Source organism: Rhodococcus sp. ARC_M5 (assembly GCF_022810405.1).
GTDB lineage: Bacteria > Actinomycetota > Actinomycetes > Mycobacteriales > Mycobacteriaceae > Rhodococcoides > Rhodococcoides navarretei.
Genome location: NZ_JALGQE010000013.1, coordinates 16,027 through 33,962, shown reverse-complemented (window position 1 = coordinate 33,962; position 17,936 = coordinate 16,027). Strand labels below are relative to the sequence as shown.

16 protein-coding genes are annotated in these 17,936 nt (G+C 63.8%); 9 read left to right on the top strand and 7 right to left on the bottom strand.

The genetic code is table 11. The features are described 5' to 3' along the window. Positions 1-48: 48 nt before the first annotated feature. Positions 49-1,287, top strand: a complete 1,239-nt coding sequence (tgt, locus tag MTX34_RS18830) for a tRNA guanosine(34) transglycosylase Tgt (protein ID WP_243610391.1) — start codon at positions 49-51, stop codon at positions 1,285-1,287. Here tgt and MTX34_RS18825 read toward each other — a convergent pair. After that, positions 1,241-1,927: a pyridoxamine 5'-phosphate oxidase family protein gene (locus MTX34_RS18825; protein WP_243610390.1), complete on the bottom strand. Its 687-nt coding sequence runs from the start codon at positions 1,925-1,927 to the stop codon at positions 1,241-1,243. The genes tgt and MTX34_RS18825 overlap by 47 nt on opposite strands. A gap of 137 nt (positions 1,928-2,064) precedes the next feature. On the opposite strand from MTX34_RS18825, the gene MTX34_RS18820 reads away from it, so the two are divergent. From MTX34_RS18820 to MTX34_RS18810, 3 genes are read left to right on the top strand one after another with little or no spacing between them, the layout of a single operon-like run. Beyond that, positions 2,065-6,492 (top strand): amino acid adenylation domain-containing protein, encoded by a 4,428-nt coding sequence (locus MTX34_RS18820; RefSeq protein WP_279393483.1) that lies wholly within the window; start codon positions 2,065-2,067, stop codon positions 6,490-6,492. A gap of 49 nt (positions 6,493-6,541) precedes the next feature. Beyond that, on the top strand, positions 6,542-7,018 hold the full coding sequence (locus tag MTX34_RS18815; protein WP_243594297.1) for a DUF2231 domain-containing protein: 477 nt from the start codon (positions 6,542-6,544) through the stop codon (positions 7,016-7,018). Beyond that, positions 7,011-7,730, top strand: a complete 720-nt coding sequence (locus MTX34_RS18810) for a VIT family protein (protein ID WP_243594296.1) — start codon at positions 7,011-7,013, stop codon at positions 7,728-7,730. Before MTX34_RS18815 ends, MTX34_RS18810 begins: the two co-directional genes overlap by 8 nt. Positions 7,731-7,732: 2 nt before the next feature. On the opposite strand, the gene MTX34_RS18805 is transcribed toward MTX34_RS18810, so the two are convergent. From MTX34_RS18805 to MTX34_RS18795, 3 genes are all read right to left on the bottom strand, one after another. Continuing rightward, the gene (locus MTX34_RS18805) at positions 7,733-8,614 is read right to left on the bottom strand and encodes a M56 family metallopeptidase (RefSeq protein ID WP_243594295.1); all 882 of its coding nucleotides are present in this window, start codon (positions 8,612-8,614) and stop codon (positions 7,733-7,735) included. After that, positions 8,611-8,988, bottom strand: coding sequence for a BlaI/MecI/CopY family transcriptional regulator (locus tag MTX34_RS18800; RefSeq protein WP_243594294.1), 378 nt, complete (start codon positions 8,986-8,988; stop codon positions 8,611-8,613). Before MTX34_RS18800 ends, MTX34_RS18805 begins: the two co-directional genes overlap by 4 nt. 129 nt (positions 8,989-9,117) lie before the next feature. Next, entirely contained in the window at positions 9,118-9,489 is a 372-nt protein-coding gene (locus MTX34_RS18795) for a MerR family transcriptional regulator (RefSeq protein WP_243610388.1), read from the bottom strand. A gap of 111 nt (positions 9,490-9,600) precedes the next feature. Here MTX34_RS18795 and MTX34_RS18790 point away from each other — a divergent pair, with 111 nt between their 5' ends. The 4 genes from MTX34_RS18790 to MTX34_RS18775 all read left to right on the top strand — a co-directional run bounded on the left by MTX34_RS18790 (position 9,601) and on the right by MTX34_RS18775 (position 13,537). Continuing rightward, positions 9,601-10,563, top strand: coding sequence for an aromatic alcohol reductase (locus MTX34_RS18790; protein ID WP_243610387.1), 963 nt, complete (start codon positions 9,601-9,603; stop codon positions 10,561-10,563). A 94-nt stretch (positions 10,564-10,657) separates the two neighbouring features. Further along, on the top strand, positions 10,658-11,512 hold the full coding sequence (locus MTX34_RS18785; RefSeq protein ID WP_243610386.1) for a tryptophan 2,3-dioxygenase: 855 nt from the start codon (positions 10,658-10,660) through the stop codon (positions 11,510-11,512). Further along, positions 11,509-12,720, top strand: coding sequence for a kynureninase (kynU, locus tag MTX34_RS18780; protein WP_243610385.1), 1,212 nt, complete (start codon positions 11,509-11,511; stop codon positions 12,718-12,720). Before MTX34_RS18785 ends, kynU begins: the two co-directional genes overlap by 4 nt. After that, positions 12,701-13,537 carry a PaaX family transcriptional regulator C-terminal domain-containing protein gene (locus MTX34_RS18775; RefSeq protein ID WP_243610384.1) on the top strand — a complete coding sequence of 279 codons (837 nt, stop codon included), beginning with the start codon at positions 12,701-12,703 and terminating at the stop codon, positions 13,535-13,537. The genes kynU and MTX34_RS18775 overlap by 20 nt, the downstream gene beginning before the upstream one ends. On the opposite strand, the gene MTX34_RS18770 is transcribed toward MTX34_RS18775, so the two are convergent. The 3 genes from MTX34_RS18770 to gluQRS form a co-directional block, all read right to left on the bottom strand. Then, complete coding sequence (locus tag MTX34_RS18770; RefSeq protein WP_243594288.1) at positions 13,534-14,277, bottom strand: queuosine precursor transporter; 744 nt, start codon at positions 14,275-14,277, stop codon at positions 13,534-13,536. The genes MTX34_RS18775 and MTX34_RS18770 overlap by 4 nt on opposite strands. A 78-nt stretch (positions 14,278-14,355) precedes the next feature. Then, positions 14,356-15,216, bottom strand: a complete 861-nt coding sequence (locus MTX34_RS18765) for a hypothetical protein (RefSeq protein WP_243610383.1) — start codon at positions 15,214-15,216, stop codon at positions 14,356-14,358. A 103-nt stretch (positions 15,217-15,319) separates the two neighbouring features. Beyond that, entirely contained in the window at positions 15,320-16,180 is an 861-nt protein-coding gene (gene gluQRS, locus MTX34_RS18760) for a tRNA glutamyl-Q(34) synthetase GluQRS (RefSeq protein WP_243610382.1), read from the bottom strand. A gap of 230 nt (positions 16,181-16,410) precedes the next feature. On the opposite strand from gluQRS, the gene MTX34_RS18755 reads away from it, so the two are divergent. Next, complete coding sequence (locus MTX34_RS18755; RefSeq protein WP_243610381.1) at positions 16,411-17,592, top strand: ATP/GTP-binding protein; 1,182 nt, start codon at positions 16,411-16,413, stop codon at positions 17,590-17,592. Positions 17,593-17,936: the final 344 nt, after the last annotated feature.

Below are 17,936 nucleotides of genomic sequence, written 5' to 3'. Positions count from 1 at the left end.
CAGAGGGCACTTAACCGCACCACTGCCGCGCAGCGGCATACTGACGCGGTGAGTTCCTCCAGTTTCGGCTTCGATATCGGCACCCGGCTCGACGGTGAGCTCGGCCGCACCGGCACCATCCACACCCCGCACGGTGACATCGCCACCCCCGCGTTCATCGCGGTGGGAACCAAGGCGACCGTCAAAGCGGTGCTGCCGGAGGCGATGAAGGAGCTCGGCGCGCAGGCTGTGCTCGCCAACGCGTACCACCTGTATCTGCAGCCGGGCTCGGACATCGTCGACGAGGCAGGCGGGCTGGGCAAGTTCATGAACTGGGACGGGCCGACGTTCACCGACAGCGGCGGATTCCAGGTCATGTCGCTCGGCGTCGGGTTCAAGAAGGTCATCTCGATGGACGCCACGCGCGTGCAATCCGACGACGTCATCGCCGAGGGCAAAGAACGTCTCGCGCACGTCGACGACGACGGAGTGACGTTCAAGTCCCACCTCGACGGCTCCAAGCATCGGTTCACCCCCGAGGTGTCGATGCAGATTCAGCATCGCCTCGGAGCCGACATCATGTTCGCGTTCGACGAATTGACGACGCTGATGAATACCCGCGGTTACCAAGAGAAGTCGGTCGATCGGACGCAGGCGTGGGCCAAGCGGTGCGTCCTCGAGCACGAACGTCTGACGGTCGAGCGTGCCGACAAGCCGTACCAGGCGTTGTTCGGAGTGGTGCAGGGCGCGCAGTACGAGGATCTACGACGCAAGGCCGCGCACGATCTGGAGACGATCACCGGAGAGACGGGACGCGGCTTCGACGGCTATGGCATCGGCGGCGCACTCGAGAAGCAGAACCTGGGCACCATCACCCGGTGGGTGAACGAGGAACTGCCCGAACACAAGCCGCGGCACATGCTCGGCATCAGCGAGCCGGACGATTTCTTCACCGCCATCGAGAACGGTGCCGACACGTTCGACTGCGTCAATCCCTCACGCGTGGCGCGCAATGCGGCGATCTACGTGCCGTCGGGACGTTTCAACATCAACACCGCCAAGCATCGACGCGACTTCACCCCGATCGACGAGAACTGCGACTGTTACACCTGCGCGCACTACACCCGCGCGTACATCCACCACCTGTTCAAGGCCAAGGAAATGCTTGCGTCGACGCTGTGCACCATCCACAACGAGCGTTTCACGGTCAAACTGGTCGACGACATCCGAGCCTCCATCGATCAGGGACGCTTCGCGGAATTCAAGACGGAGTTCCTGGGTCGCTTCTATGCATCGAAGACTGCGTGAGCTGATTCTCGAGCTCCGAAATGCGCTGTAGCAGTTCCTGTTCCCGTTCGGCTGCTTTGCGCTGGTAGACCTCGGAGAGGTCCGCGAGGTATGCCGCGTCGTAGCGGGGGATGATGCTGCGGGTGCAGTTCCAGTCGAATGCCTCGACGTCGATGACGACGCTGCGTTCACACGTGGCGGCGACGGTCGTGTCGCCGATCTTTCGCAGTCGGTCCAGCAGTTCGGGATCGTCGGTCTTCTCGACGGTACGTGCCCGTCCGTAGAGCTTGAGGCGTTGACGCAGAGGGTAATTCACCAAGAGCAGGGCGACGCGGTCGTCGTGATCGAGATTGGCGGCGGTGACGTACTGGTGGTTGCCGGCGAAGTCGGCGAAGCCCAACGTTCGGTCGTCGAGTACCTGCAGGAAGCCTTTCGGCCCACTTCGATACTGGATGTAGGGCCACCCGGTCTCGGCGACGGTGGCGATCTGGAACTGATCCAGCGCGCGAATCATGGCCTTCTCGCGAGTGTCGAGAGGCGTCGGGCCGTCATCGGGTCGCTCGGTCTGTGAGCCGTAGGCGGTGTAACTGCCGTCGACCTTCTGTCGCGCAATCGCAGCGGGACCGAACATCAGATGGTGATAGTGGTTGCTCTGCAGCACGGGTGTCACCTTAGGGCAATCCCCGTGTTGTGCGACTTCAGGCCGCTGCCGGGTGCCGGCGACACCTGGCCGCTGACTCGGCGAGGTAGCCTATTACTACCGAGTGTGTAGTAACAGAATCGCCGTGGGGGTCCACCATGAACGACGACGTCTTACCTGTGAGTTCGTCCCAGGCCGACATCTGGATTGCCCAACAGTTCATGCCGGACGTGCCCTTCACCATTGCGTACTACGTCGACATCATCGGCGCTGTGGACGTCGACGTGCTTGTCGAGTGCGGTAGTCGGGCGCATCGAGAGTTCTCGTCGTCGACGATGCGAATCATCGAGGTCGACGGCAGTCCGAGGCAGCGGTTCGAGCCTCGGGAGACCGAAAGGGTCGAGATCCTCGATCTCCGCGGACACGACCGTCCGGCCGATGCGGCCATGCAGTGCATGAACGACGATTGTCGGACGCCCTTCTCGATGGACGGGCAGCTGGTGCGGTTGCGGGTCCTCCGCGTCGGGGACGATCGCGTCTTCTGGTACACCAGAGCCCACCACATCGCGCTCGACGGTTATGCCTCGATGAAGGTGCTCGAGCGGGCCGCGGCCCTGTATGCCGCCGCGTCTGGTGGCGTCGAGCCTGCGGCCATCGATCCGACGACCCCGGCCGCGCTTGTCGCCGAGGACGAGCGCTACCGCACCTCCACCCGCGCACGACGCGATCGAGCGCATTGGGAGTCGACCGACCTGGGCTATGCCGAGCCTCTCGGGCGGACGGCTCGGCCTGCGTCGGTGCCGATCGTCGTCGGCGAGGATCGATCGGTTGCTCCGACCGCTTCGGGTCATGCGACGTCGACGGTGGTGATCGCGGCATTCGCCGCGTACCTGGCGCGTATGAACGACACCGACGACGTGGATTTGTCGTTGCCGGTCTCGGCGCGGCCGACAGCGATGTTGCGCCGGGCCGGGTCCTCGCTGTCGCATGTGGTGCCGTTGCGGTTGCCGGGCGTCGGAGCGGCGACGGTGAACAACGTGATCAAGGCCACCGAGGTGGCCATCGGTGGCGTGCTCCGGCATCAGCGCAGCAGGCCGCCGGTGTCCGAGAGTGGGAATTCCCTGCACGCAGGGCGTTTCGGTCCGACGATCAACGTGATGATGTTCGCGAACACCGTGGCCGTCGGGGACTTCGACGGCGAGATCAACATCCTGACCACAGGCCCCGTGTCGGATCTCGCCGTCAACATCTATCCCGGTCGAGGCGGAGCGCGTCCGCGCATCGACTTCGAGGCCAACCCTGCCGCGTACACACCGAGCGACCTCGCCCGACACCACGAACGGTTCCTGCACTTTCTCGACCGTTTTGCCGAATCCGGCTGCGGGGACACCGCGGTAGCAGACCTCGACCTGTTCCTGCCCGAGGAGCCACGAACGACGCCCGCGTCGGTGGGCGCGACCACGACGGAACAGGGATCACTGAACGAGGTGTTCTCGACGGCAATCACACAGCACAGCAATCGAATTGCACTCCAGGACGCCGACGTCTCGATCACCTACGGAGAACTGGCCGCACGAGTCTGCGCACTCGCATCCACCTTGACTGCCCGAGGGATCGGTACGGAGGACCGGGTCGGTGTGCGCATCGGCCGATCTATCGAGGGGGTCGTCGCGTTCTGGGCGATCGCACGCGTGGGTGCGGTGTACGTTCCGGTCGACCCGAATCATCCCCGCGAGCGGGCACACTTCGTGTTGCGTGACAGCGGGGCGGTGTTGGGTCTGTGCACGGGCGGCGGAGAGCTCGGTGAGGTGGAGTGGCTGAACCTCGATGATGTTCTCGCGGAGGGAGGCCCGGACGATGAAGCTGCGCCGACGACACCGCACCACGCGGCATACGTCATCTACACCTCCGGCTCCACCGGCACTCCCAAAGGCGTCGTCGTGACCCACGATGGCATCGCTGCTCTGGTGCAACAGATTCGGAGCAGCTACGACATCGACGCCGAGTCACGAGTCTGTCATCTCGCCTCACCCGGATTCGACACCGCCATCGTCGAAGTGCTTGCTGCAGCAACCGCGGGCGCGGCCGTGGTGATCGCACCGCCGGATAGCTACGGCGGCGCAGAACTGTCGGATGTGATTGCTCAGCAGGCAATTACCCATCTGCTGATCACGCCCTCGGCTCTGGCGACGTTGGATCCTGCGGCACTGGCAGGTGTCGGGACTGTCATCATCGGCGGTGAGGCGGCACCGCAGGACGCGGTCGACCGCTGGTCGGTGGGTCGACGACTGCTCAACGCCTACGGCCCCACGGAGACGACCTGCAGTGTCACGATGACCGAGCCACTGCATCCGGGCAGCGCGGACGGGATCGGACGAGCCATGGTGGCTGCGGTGATTCACCTTCTCGATCGCACTCTGCGGCCCGTTCCGTTGGGCGCGGTCGGCGAGATCTACATCGAGACTCCCGGCGTTGCGCGCGGATATCTCGGCCGCACCGCGGACACAGCGGCGCGTTTCGTCGCGAACCCGTTCGGCAGCAACGGGAGTCGGATGTTCCGCAGTGGAGATCGGGCGCGTCTGCGCGGCGACGGTACGCTCGAATTCCTCGGCCGCACCGACGATCAGATCAAGATCCGGGGAAATCGCGTCGAGTTGGGCGAGATCGACGCAGCGTTACGGGCGCATCCCGAGGTGGCTGCGGCGTCATCGGCATTGCGTCGCAGTCGGACTGGCGACCTGCGTATCGACGGTTACGTCGTTGCCGCGAGCAGCGAACACGTGCTCGACACCGAGCACATCCGCCGGGAGCTTGTGGGGCGATTGCCTGCGCACATGGTGCCGGCGACCCTCTCGATACTCGACGAGATTCCGCTGACGATCAATCGAAAGGTCGACCGCGGCGCACTCCCTCTTCCGGACCTCGCCCCGTCGACGACCGGTGCTCGAACCGAGCCGTCCGGTGCCACCGAGGAGATGGTGGCCGTAGCGTTCGCGCGCGTGCTCGGAACGGACGGCATCGATTGCGCTGCGTCGTTCTTCGACCTCGGCGGCGACTCGCTGGCGGCGACCAGAGTTGTCGCATCCGTGCGGGCCGAGGCCTCGGTGGACATCGGCGTGCGCGACCTCGCCGGTGCGCCCTCCGTTCAGTCCTTGGCTCGATGTATCGACGATCGTAGACGTATTGGGAGGCAGCAGAATTCGCGGCCCGAACGCGGAATAGCGGAGGGCGTAGTTGCAGTTCCGCTTGCGCCGCAGCAACGCCACATCGATCGAAGCGCACGGCTTCCGCTGTACAACCTGCCGTTCACGGTCACGATTTCCGGGGAGTTCCACGCAGCGGCAGCCTTGCAGGCGATGACCGACCTGATCGATCGGCACCACACCCTGCGGACGCTTTACCCGGATATCGACGGGGTTCCGGTGCAGATAGTCGAGCCTGATTCGTCGGGGGCGGCGGTACCGAACCTGGACGTTGTCGACTTCGATGACGCCGCGGTGGTGCACACGCTCGAGCACCCCTTCGACGTGCGCACCGAGTTTCCGATCCGAGCTCGCCTGTTCGCAGTAGCGCCCGATCACCACGTGCTCGCATGCGCTGTCCACCACAGTGCAGCGGACGGGTGGTCACTGGGGCTGTTGGCGTCGGATTTCGTACTGGCTTATCACGCCAGGATTGCCGGAACGGCACCGTCGTGGCCCGAATTACCCTTGCAATACGCCGATTACAGCGTCTGGGCCGCTGACCGCGATGTGTCGGCCGATCTCGACTTCTGGCGCGCGGAATTGGCGGACATACCCAGCTCCAGGGGCTTGCGGTTGGACCGCAGTCGCACGCAGGACTGGGACTTCTCCGGCGCTCGCACGTCGCTTCGGTTCGACGCAGACACCACCGAGAGAATGACCGATCTGGCACAGCGTTGCGGGACAGGACGATTCACCGTGCTGCGCGCAGCACTGTTGATTCTGCTCGCCCGGACGACGGAATCCACCGACATCGTCATCGGTACCCCGGTTGCCGGTCGCGACGACCCGAGACTCGAGCAACTCGTCGGAACCTTCACCAACACCGTCGCCATCCGGACGAAGATCGCCGCGGCCGCGACGGTCGGGGACGTTGTGCAGTTGGCCCGTGCGAGCGAACTACGGGCCTTCGACCATGCATCGGTGCCGTTCGAGGATGTCGTCGCCGATCTCGCTGCTGACTCGACGGATGGGCGGCACCCGATCTTTCAGGTGGCGCTGTCGTGGGACGTGTTCAATGCCGCGACTTTCGACGTCGGGGACGTGCGCTTCGAGATCACACCGCGGCCGATCGATATCGCCAAGTGCGACCTTCATTTTCACGTCACCGAACGTCGGGACGGCGAAGGGAAGACAGGAGTGGAGCCCGCGGAACGACCCAGGGGCGCTATCGGTACGGACATCGATATCGTCTATCCCACAGAATTGTTCGACGCGAATTCCGTTGTCGCACTGGGGCGACGTCTGGAGCAGATCTTGCATGCGATGGTTGCAGCACCCGACTCGGCATGGCGAGCCCTGGCAGCTCTCGAACCGTCGGCGCAACTACTACATGATGTGTAGCATGTGCGGTGCGTGAGGTGCACGCGACTTCGAATCAGCGGGAGAACGCATGTCCACCTTCAACGGTCTACCGGCCCACATTCTGCTCGTTCACTTCATCGTGGTGCTGGCACCGTTGACCGCGCTGCTCGCCATCGCGGCGAGTATCTGGTCCGGTGTGCGCAGCAGGCTCGTGTGGCTCATTGCGGCCCTGGCGGTGTTCACGTTGGTGTTGACGCCGCTGACGACCGAGGCCGGTGAGTGGCTGGAGAAGCGAGTGCCCGAGACCGCTGCGGTCGAACAGCACACCGAGATCGGCGACTGGATGATCTACTTCTCCGTCGGTCTGGTCGTCGTCGCCGCGGCACTCGTGTTCCTGCATCTGCGTGAGCGTCGCGGCAACGCGCCCGTGCGGTGGCAGTCGATCGCGGTGGTGGTCTTGGCAGTGGTGATCGGAGCGACCACAATCGTCCAGGTGTACAGAATCGGTGAGTCCGGCGCGCGCGCCGCGTGGGACGACGTATCGGTGACGGCCGGCGATGAGTGAGCCAGAGCCAAGCCTGCACGAGCACGAACCGCACGGAGATCTGTCCGGTCGGCTGAACTGGCTACGGGCCGGGGTGCTCGGTGCGAACGACGGCATCGTGTCCACCGCCGGTCTGGTCGTCGGTGTCGCAGCCGCCACCACCGACAAAGGATCGCTGCTGACCGCGGGCGTTGCCGGCCTCGTCGCAGGAGCCGTGTCCATGGCGCTCGGGGAGTACGTCTCGGTGAGCACACAACGTGACGCCGAGCGTTCGCTGTTGATCAAGGAACGCCGAGAACTCGACGAGCAACCCGAGCAGGAACTGGCCGAGCTCGCGGCACTGTACGAGGCCAAGGGCCTGTCGGCCGACACTGCGCAGACCGTCGCTCGCGAACTCACCGAACACGATCCGTTTGCCGCACACGTGGACGTCGAGCTGGGAATCGACCCGGATGCGCTGACCAATCCGTGGCAGGCGGCTGCGTCGTCGGCGGTGTCGTTCATCAGCGGGGCACTGCTCCCGTTGCTGTCCATCCTGTTGTTGCCTGCTTCGCTGCGTATCCCGGTGACGTTCGTCGTGGTGCTGCTGGCTCTGGCGTTGACCGGAACCATCAGCGCACGCCTCGGTGGAGCGCCGAGTCGCCCGGCGGTGACTCGCATCGTGATCGGTGGTGCGATCGCGATGGCCGTCACCTATGCGATCGGCCAACTCGCGGGCGTCGCGGGTATCTGAGATCAGCGGAAAATCGAGGTGGCGGCTTCTCCGGTTTCGGGTGCCACCACATCTTGGACCACGTCGAACAAGCCCACCGAGATGACGGTGAACGCAAGGATCAGAACCACTCCGGCGGCGAGGATTCCGCGGTCGGGCCGGTGCCGTGCTGGTTCGCTGAGGGCCTGCACGCGGCGAACGACGTCACCGCCGGTACTGGCGAGGGTGCGGGTCTCGTGGTCGAGATGAGCGCGAAGCAACGCAGTCCTGGCGATGGCAGACAACGTATCTCGACGGCCGAGAGTCGCTGCGCTCTCGTCGGCCTGACGCTCGGCGGCGTGCCGGACCTTCGACGGAACCGGCCGAAGAATCGGATCCAGTCGAGCCGCGATTTCGCACATCTGAATCCACACGCTGTGGCGATGCCGTAGGTGCGCACGCTCGTGTTCGACCACGGCGCGTAATTCGTTGTCCGACAGAGCTTCCGCGAGGCCGGTGGTGATCACGACGGCACCTCCGCCGGAGGGGACGGCAAAAGCGTCGGGAACGTCGGAGTCGACCACGACGATGCCGCCCGTCGCCCGCGCTTCGTCGCCGAACTCGGATGCGATCGACGCGCCGACGGCAACGCGTCGAACATGGCGGGCGACCTCGACCACACGCCAGACCATCCACGCGGAGATGATGATTCCCACCGCTATCCAGGCAAGCTCGCCTGACGCCAGCAGCACCGCGGCAACCGCGGCCAGAGATGCGGCGACTGCAAACGCGGTGACCATCGACAGGATGGGCAACAGGACGACGGCGGTCGACGGATTGAGTCGACGGTCGAGTTGATCGGCTCCGAACCCCAGCACCAGCGACAGCACCCACGGCAGGACGGCCACGACCAGGAGCAGGGTCATGGGTGGTGCTCGGCTGCATCCGACTTGGCCAGCAGCTCGCGCAGCGTCGCCTCGTCCTCCGGATCGAGTGCGGCCACGAAGTTGGCCAACACATCCGCTCGTTCGGCTCTCGTGTCGAGTTCGGTGCGCATTCGCATCGCGGCCCGAAGCGCGGGGATCTCGTCGACCGGGGCGTTGAGGGTGTAGACGAAGGACCGCCCACGCCGCTCGCGATCGACGAGGCCTTTGCCGTGCAGGCGCACCAACGCGGTCATGACCGTGGTGTGGGCGAGCTCGGAGTCCAGATGCTCGCGGGCCTGGGCCACCGAGAGTTCCGTGTGCTCGCCGAGCAGCTCGAGGATCGACTCCTCCAACTGTCCTGACGCTCTACGCACTTCGATTCCTCACTCGATCCGACTACGTCGAGGATAGTTCAGCGGGCGGCGGTATCGACACCCGAATCGAGGTCGACTACCGCGGAGTCCAGATCAGGGCGACTCGGCCGTGGTCCTCCAGTGCGTCTTCTAGGTAAGGAGGTCTGCGTGGTCGGTGCTACGGAGGAAGTCGATGACGGCATCGCGGCTTTTCTCGAGGCACACGATTCGGTTCTCCACCACCCGCAACTCACGCGCGAGCTCCTCTGCAGCCGCGCGACCACCCATCGCCGAATAGCGCTCCGGCTCAGGAGTTTCGATGTCGAGGACGATCTTGATCATTCGCGTGGAAAGACCTGCCTCGACGAGCGCGCGCACGTGGCGTGCGTGCTCGATCTGCTCGTCGGAGTAGTCGCGGTACCCGTTTGCCGACCGCGCAGCGTCGATGAGTCCCTGCTGCTCGTAGTACCGCAGCATCCGTGCCGGCGCTCCGATCGCATCCGCTGCCTCACTGATTTTCATGCCGGGGTCCTTCCGTCGGTGGCCACCGATTTGACCTTGACAGTGATGTCAACGTTTATGGTCGCAGACGTGTTCGGCACCCGATCCTCGGGGAGCCGAAGAAAGGAACACATGACCAACGACTGGAATGGCCCGTCACGGAAGATCCTCGTCATCGGAGCCGGTGAACTCGGCATGCCCGTCCTACGTAATGTCGTCCGTCGAGCCGCTGGCGTCGCGGAATCTGCCGTCGACGTCTTGCTCCGTGGGACCACCATAGACTCGACCGTCCCGGCCAAGCAGCACGACGTCGCGGAGATCCGCGAACTCGGGATAGGCATCGTTCGTGGTGACTTGGTCGAAAACACCGTCGATGACCTCGCTGCGGTCTTCGCCGACTACGACACCGTCATCGGCTGCACCGGGATCACCGCAGGACTGGACACTCCGATGAAAGTCGCGCAGGCGGCCTTGCAAGCGAAGCTTCCGCGATACTTCCCGTGGCAGTTCGGTGTCGACTTCGACGTCATCGGCCGGGGCAGCCCCCAGGACATCTTCGACTCCCAGCTCGACGTGCGGGATCTCCTCCGTTCACAGCACGACACCGAGTGGGTGATCATCTCCACCGGCATGTTCATGAACTACCTTTTCGATGCAGGCTCCGGGATGGTCGACCTCTCGAACGACACCGTCAATGCCCTCGGGACCGTCGACACCGCAGTGACCGTGACCACGCCGGAGGATATCGGCGCGCTCACCGCGGAGATCCTCTTCGCCGAGCCGCGCATCCGTGACGAGATCGTCTTCGTCGCCGGGGACACGATCACCTACGGCCAACTCGCCGAGACCCTCGAAGCAGTCCTCGGCCGTCCGTTCGCGCTCCAGGTGTGGTCGGAACCGCTCCTGATGGCAGAACTCGGTGCAGACCCGGACAACATGACCCGGAAGTATCGTGCCGTCTTCGCGCAGGGACGCGGTGTCTCATGGGACAAGGCCGATACGTTCAATGCCCGGCACGGGATCCCGACCACGACGCTCCGCGAGTGGATCGCACAGAACCTCGCCGAGCGCACCACCACCGTTGTCGACCGTTGATGGACGCGCCGATCGACTTACTTACGGATATCTAGCGGGCGGCACATATGTGTAATACGGTGGACTCACCAGCCCACCACCTCGAGGACGATCCATGAGCGTCGAAGCCAATACTCGCGCGATAGAAAAGACTGTCGTCACCGACTTCAGTGACCGCATGAGCTACGGCGCGTACCTGGACCTCGACACGTTGCTCAGCGCCCAGAAGCCGGTCAGCACCCCGGAGCATCACGACGAACTGCTGTTCATCATTCAGCACCAGACCACCGAACTGTGGCTCAAGCTGGTGCTGCACGAGACGCTGGCCGCGCGGGCGGCATTGGATGCCGACGACATCGGTACCGCGCTGAAATGCGTCGCCCGCGTCAAGCACATCCAGAAGACACTGACCGAGCAGTGGTCCGTCCTCGCCACGCTCACTCCGACGGAGTACTCCCAGTTCCGCGACTTCCTCGGCAACTCCTCGGGCTTCCAGTCGTACCAGTACCGGGCCGTGGAGTTCGTCCTCGGCAACAAGAACGCTGGCATGCTGACGGTCTTCGAGTCCGATCCCGCTGCGCACCAATTGCTTTCGGCTCTGTTGCACGAGCCGAGCCTGTACGACGCCTTCTGGCAGTCGTTGGCGCGGCAGGGGTACGAAGTACCGGCATCGGCCCTCGACCGTGACGTCACCGCGGCGTACACGTTCAACGAGGGCCTGATGCCGCTGATCAAGTTCGTCTACGAGAACCACACCGAACATTGGGCGGTGTACGAGGCCTTCGAGGAGCTCGTCGATCTCGAGGAGAACTTCCAGCTGTGGCGCTTCAGACACATGCGCACGGTGCTGCGAACCATCGGAATGAAGAGCGGGACGGGAGGCTCGAGTGGCGTCGGATTTTTGCAGAAGGCACTCGAACTCACCTTCTTTCCCGAATTGCTGGCTGTCAGAACGGAAATCGGACGATGACGGAACGTGCGCTAGAGCTCGACAACAAGGACCCGCTCCGGAGCTATCGCGAGAAGTTCCTCGGTAGTGACGACCCGTCGATCACCGCATATCTCGACGGAAACTCGCTGGGCCGGCCCACCAAGGCCAGCGTCGAACGCATCAATGCCTTCATGACCGACGCCTGGGGCGGACGGTTGATCCGCGGCTGGGACGAGCAGTGGTTCGACCTCCCCGTCACCATCGGCGATGCCCTGGCCGACGCCACCCTCGGGGCTGCGCCCGGCCAGACCACCATCGGCGATTCGACGACGGTACTGCTGTACAAGCTGGCGCGGGCGGCGATCGCCCTGCGGCCTGGCCGCACCGAGATCGTCATCGACCGGGACAACTTTCCGACCGACCGATACTTGCTCGAAGGTATTGCGGCAGAGTCGAATATGACTCTGCGATGGATCGAGACGGACCGCCGCGGTGGTATCGAACCGGAACAACTCGCCGAGGTGGTGGGGGAGAACACCGCCTTGGTGGTGATCACCCACGTCGCATACCGGTCCGGCTTCCTCGTCGACGTGGCCGAGACAACCCGTATCGCGCACGCAGCCGGCGCGCTGATGCTGTTGGACGTGTGTCATTCCGTCGGATCGGTACCGCTCGAACTCGATTCTTGGGGAGTGGATCTGGCCGTCGGGTGCACCTACAAGTACCTCAACGGAGGACCCGGATCGCCGGCCTTCGCGTACGTGCGCAGTGATCTTCTGGGCGATTTCGTTCAGCCGATCTGGGGGTGGATGGGCCGGGCCGATCCGTTCGAGATGGCGCAGGGTTACGTTCCGGCACAGGGTATTCGACGCGTCATCAGTGGCACACCGTCGGTGTTCGGGATGATCGCAATGCAGGACACTATCGAGATGATCGCCGAGGTGGGGATGGACGCGATACGCGCGAAGTCCGTCGCACTCACCGAATACGCCCTCGAACTGGTCCGCGAGATGCTGGTACCGCTCGGGGTGGAGATCGCCTCACCCGAGGACTCGAATCGACGCGGCGGTCACGTCACCATCGACCATCCCGAGTTCAAGGCGATCACCGCTCGCCTGTGGGAGCACGGCGTCATCCCGGATTACCGCGCGCCGCAGGGTATTCGACTGGGACTGAGCCCCCTGAGTACCTCGTACCGCGAGGTGTATCTGGGAATCGTGGCTATCCGTGACGAACTCCGCGCCTAGCACTGCCGGGGCCATCCTCGACGACTTCGACTCTCGTCCGGGCAGCGCCACCTCGTTGGTGCGTACCGTACTCGGGGCATACGTTCGCCCGCTCGGAGGCTGGTTCGCCATCGCCGACTTTGTCGTCTGGATGGACGCGCTCGGGGTGCCACCGGAGAGCACGCGCATCGCGGTGACCAGATTGAAGAAGAAGGGCGTCGTCGAATCGAGTAATCGAGACGGCCGCAGCGGCTATCTCATCACCGAGCAGGCTGACGCGATGTTCGCGCGCGGTGACGGACGGATCTTCGGCTTCCGGCGGATGGCCGACGGCGATCCGTTTCGGTTGATCTCGTTCACTATTCCCGAGGCTCAACGCGCCGCACGCCACCAGCTGAGGCGTCGGCTCACCGGAATAGGCTGCGGCACAGTCTCACCCGGTCTGTGGATCGCACCGGAATATCTCGCAGACGAGGCCGCTGCCATCGTCGAGGCGTTGGAGCTGTCGCAGTACGTCACGACCTTCGTTGCGTCCGAGATCGCGGCTCCCGCCACGCTGCGTGAGAGCGCCGAGCTGTGGTGGGATCTGGCCGGCATCGCCGATCGTCATCGGGCATTTCTCGAGGCCTTCGACGGCGGGTCCGCGGCTCGGAATCCCCGCGACGCGTTTGTCACGTTCGTCCCGTTGCTCGACGAATGGCGCGTCATTCCCTACGTCGACCCTGGCCTTCCGCCGTCCATGACGCCGGAAGACTGGCCGGGCACCCGGGCCGTCGCCACGTTCGAGACGGCCCGGGAGCGTTACTTCGACCTCAGTACGGAATGGGTCGCGTCCTAGCCATCCTGGTACGACGGTTCGCGCTTCTTGATGTACGCGATGACGCGGTAGGTGATGGGCAGGACGAGGACCTCGACGAGTGTCTTCCACAGGAATCCGACGACGACGTAGTTGATGAAGTCGGTCCATGTGCTGATGCCGATGACGCCTGCGGCGATGGCGCAGAAGATCAGCGTGTCGAAGAATTCGCCGACGACGGTCGAGCCGATCAGGCGCGCCCACAGGTGCTTTTCCTTGGTGCGTTCCTTGATCTTGACCAGGACGTAGGAGTTGAGCAGCTGGCCGACGGCAAAGCCGGCGAGGCCGGCGAGAACCAGTCGGGGCACGACACCGACGACGGTTTCGAGTGACTCTTGGTTCTCGTAGAACGAGGCGGCGGGAAGTTCGATGGCGATCCAGAAGCACACCGAGGTGAGGATCAGGGAGCCGAAACCGAGGTAGATCGCGCGGCGAGCTGCTTTGAAGCCGTAGACCTCGCTGAGGACGTCGCCGAGGATGTAGGCGAGGGGGAACAGGAAGAATGCGCCGTCGGTATTGATCGGCAGGATCTGCAGTGGTCCGAGCATGACGTCGGAGGAGGCGAAGAAGGCGACACCTTTGCTGGCGGCCACATTCGAGATCAGCAGCGTCGCGACGAAAAGCGCGACGATGGTGGGGTAGTAGCCCCGGCTGATGTGAGCGAACGTGGCCTGCCCAGACTCGGTGCCGCCGTTGGCGGCGGTGGGTTCGGTAGTAGTCACTGCTCGATCCAAGCACCGAGACGACGATGGGCGCGAATCCCCGGTGAGGGATGCGCGCCCATCGAGGCGGATTGCACGTCAGGCGACGCGGCCACCCACGGTGACGCGGTAGGCGTAGGTGCCGGCGATGATCGTGATCGGGATGGAGGCCAGCAGGCCGATGCCGAGCAGGAGTGCGCCGACAATGTTGATGCCGACCAGGGCGAGGGCCAGCACGAAAAGGGTTCCACCGTTCGAGGCAATCGCCTGAGCGCTTGCCTTGATGGCGGGAATCGGCTCGTCGCCGCGGTCGATGACGAACTGGAAGGTCCACCATGTGAAGAACGTGATGACGATGCCGGGGATGATCAGCAGGACGAAGCCGATGCTGGTGGCAATGCCGACGAGGACGCCGGCGATGATGACGGCGGCAACATTGCCGAACTGGAAAAAGGACCCGAATGCAGGCTTGATCCCGTCCACCTCGTGCAGAGCGCCGCGGACGAGTGCCGCCTGAATGAGGAGCGCGACGACGCCGACGACGACACTGAAGATCAGGCTGAAGACGACGTTGTCGGAGCTCAACACGACGTTCAAGACGCCCTGGATGATCGCGGCGACCAGGACGATGCCGACCCAGACGAGGGCGTTGTCCTTGAACTTGTTGAAGGCGTAGCCGATGGCCGTTCCCACGGACAGCTGCGTCGGCATAGGTGACTCACCGAACGCCGGAGGCGGTGGATAGTTGCCCTGCGGGGGCGGTGGGTAACCACCGGGTGGTGGGTAGCCGCCTTGCTGGGGGTAATCGCCGGGAGGAGGCGGGTAGCTGCCCGGAGGTGGGTAGTTGCCCTGCGCAGGGGGTGGGTAGTTGCCGGGTGGTGGGTAGCCGCCGCCCTGCGGCGGGGGATAACCACCGGGGTTCTGTGGATCCTTGTCGGGGTCGTAGCCGCCTGAGGTCATGGTGTCCTTCTCCCTCGGGATGAGTTGTCGCGGTCACTGTACGTCCGATTCGTGCGCAGTTGGGTCCTGTCGCGTTGCAACGTGATCTCGATCGGTCGGTAGGTCAGGTATTCGCGGGGTCGAACACCCACGGTTCGCGCGGTACCAGCGTCGGCTTCCACTGTTCGAGCAGTTCCTCGGCGTTCTTCGCATTCGGTTTGCCGAGCGAGGCGGTGATGAGCGACCACGCGTCGGGCCGCTCGCGCAGTGTCACCGCGCCGTCCCGCTTGGCCAGGCGCTTGCCCTCGACGTTCAGAGCCAGGGGCACATGAACGTACGTCGCGGGGGTCAGGCCCAGGAGTTGAGCGAGGTAGCCCTGCCGTGGCGCGGAGGTGAGAAGGTCGTCGCCGCGCACGATCTGGTCGACGCCTTGTGCGCCATCGTCGACGACGACGGCGAGGTTGTAGGCGGGTACACCGTCGGAGCGACGCAGGACGAAGTCGTCGACCTGACCACGGAACAGGCCGTGCAGCTGGTCGACGATGGTGAATTCGGTTACCTGCGAACGCAATCGGATGGCCGGTGGGCGGTCCTTCGCTGCTTTCTCGTCAGCGGTCAGGTTTCTGCAGGTGCCGGGATACGCGCCGTCGGGTGCGTGGGGCGCGGATGCGGCCTGCAGGATTTCCCGACGCGTGCAGAAACACTCGTACGTGAGCCCCGCGGCGGTGAGCGTGCGAATCGTGGCGTCGTAGATCTCCCGACGCTCGGATTGACGCATGATAGGCCCGTCCCAGTCGATGCCGATCGCGGCGAGGTCGTCGAGTTGACGTTGCTCGGAGCCGGCTTTCACGCGATCGAGATCTTCCACGCGCATCACGAACCGTCGTTCGGTGGAGCGGGCGAAGAGCCAGGCTAGTAAGCCGGTCCGGAGATTGCCGAGATGCAAGTCGCCGGAGGGACTGGGAGCGAAGCGTCCGGCGGGCATGGGGACAACTCTAGGTCGCGTGCTGCAGTAGTTGCTCGAGGTGGAGCAGAGAGGTCGCCTCAAGGTCCGGTGTGCTGAAGTGCTGCGGGTGGGTCCCAACCGTTGCTCAGGGTGATCAGCCGGATGTCGAGCGCGGCCAGTGCTCGGATGCCGTCAACTCAGAAGAGCGGGACCACGCTTGTGCTCCTATCGAGACCGAGGCTGTCGGCTGCGTTGTGTACCGTCCTGGCATGGCCAAGTTCCCCAAAGTTCGAGAGCAGCACATTGCCGTATTCGGCGAGAGCGGCTCGGGCAAGACCGTTCTTGTTTCATCGTTCTTCGGACCGACCCAGGAAGGGTCCTTCAAGAACGATCTGTGGGATCTCGTCGCTGATGACGTCGGACAAGGGGTTCGGCTCTACAAGAATTACCTCGGTATGCGGGACAAAGCATCTGCGCCGATACAAACCCGCTTCAGGAGCACGACCTACTACTTTTCGGTCAAACTTAGGGGCGGAGACAGCGACGCAGCCAAGAAAAGGCCGTTTGACGTCCTGCGTCTTGCGTGGCACGACTATCCCGGCGAGTGGTTCGAAGAGGAGCCCAGCAGCGGTGAAGAACGCGACCGACGTACCGACACTTTCCGTTCCCTGCTCAAGTCCGATGTCGCAATTCTTCTGGTAGACGGGCAGAAATTGCTCGATCATCGAGGCCAAGAACAGCTGTATCTGAAGTCGCTGATGTTCAACTTCCGTCAAGGGCTCCTCCGACTCAAGAACGACCTGCTGGAGGACGGTCCCATCGTCGAGTTCCCCCGAATCTGGATCCTGGCCCTGTCGAAAGCTGATCTGCTGCCGGATTGGAATGTCGACACATTTCGCGATTTGGTCATCCTTGAGGCGGCAGAGGACATCGAACACCTTCGATCAACCATCGCCGAATTCATCGATACTCCGGCCGCCTTGTCAATCGGTGAAGACTTCATGTTGCTCTCGTCCGCCAAGTTCGAGCTGAGGTCCAATGATCAGCAACCGATCGACATCGACCTGACGAAACGCGTTGGTCTCGATCTCGTACTCCCGGTTGCGTCTCTTCTTCCGCTGGAACGTCGCGTGCAGTGGCAGCAAAAGCACAATATTCCTTACAAAGTGCTCAAGTCGCTCGCTGACGGTGCCGAGCTGTTGGCGGCCGGCCTGGCAGATCAGAAATTCGCGCCGATCGAGAAGTTGCTGGCCAAAGCAGGCAACGCCGGCAAGGTCGCGGCCGTGGCGCTCCCGATGTTGAAAGAAGCAGTCAAGCTGGTAGGACCGAAACTCGAAGAAATGAACGAGCAGGCGCGCGCGAAGCATGACTACCTGCGAGCGACTCTGACGCAGTTCAAGCTCGATCTCGAGCATGGCGTCATCGATAAAGTGATCAGGAATGCGAAGTGAGTGACAGTACCGCACATCCGGAGAGCTTGATCTGGGCGACTCGGGGTCGGACCTGGGGCTTCCGGTTCCTTCTCGATGCCGGACTGAGCGATCCTCTGCTGGCCTACGAACAGGTCTTCGGTGACCTGTCAGACGCACCGAGCGCGTGGAACCGGCAAAACGGTCAAGTCGCGCTGCGAATTTCAGATCCGCTCGGGCGGCGCGATTCAGCACGTCGTGTAGTACCCCACGAGTTCGTCATCTTCGGCGACCTCGCCGCTGCTGTGGACTCCGTGGAGGACGGTCTAAACGAAGTGTGGCCGTTGGTGTCTGAGATGTACGCGCGCATTTGGGATTCCCCCAAC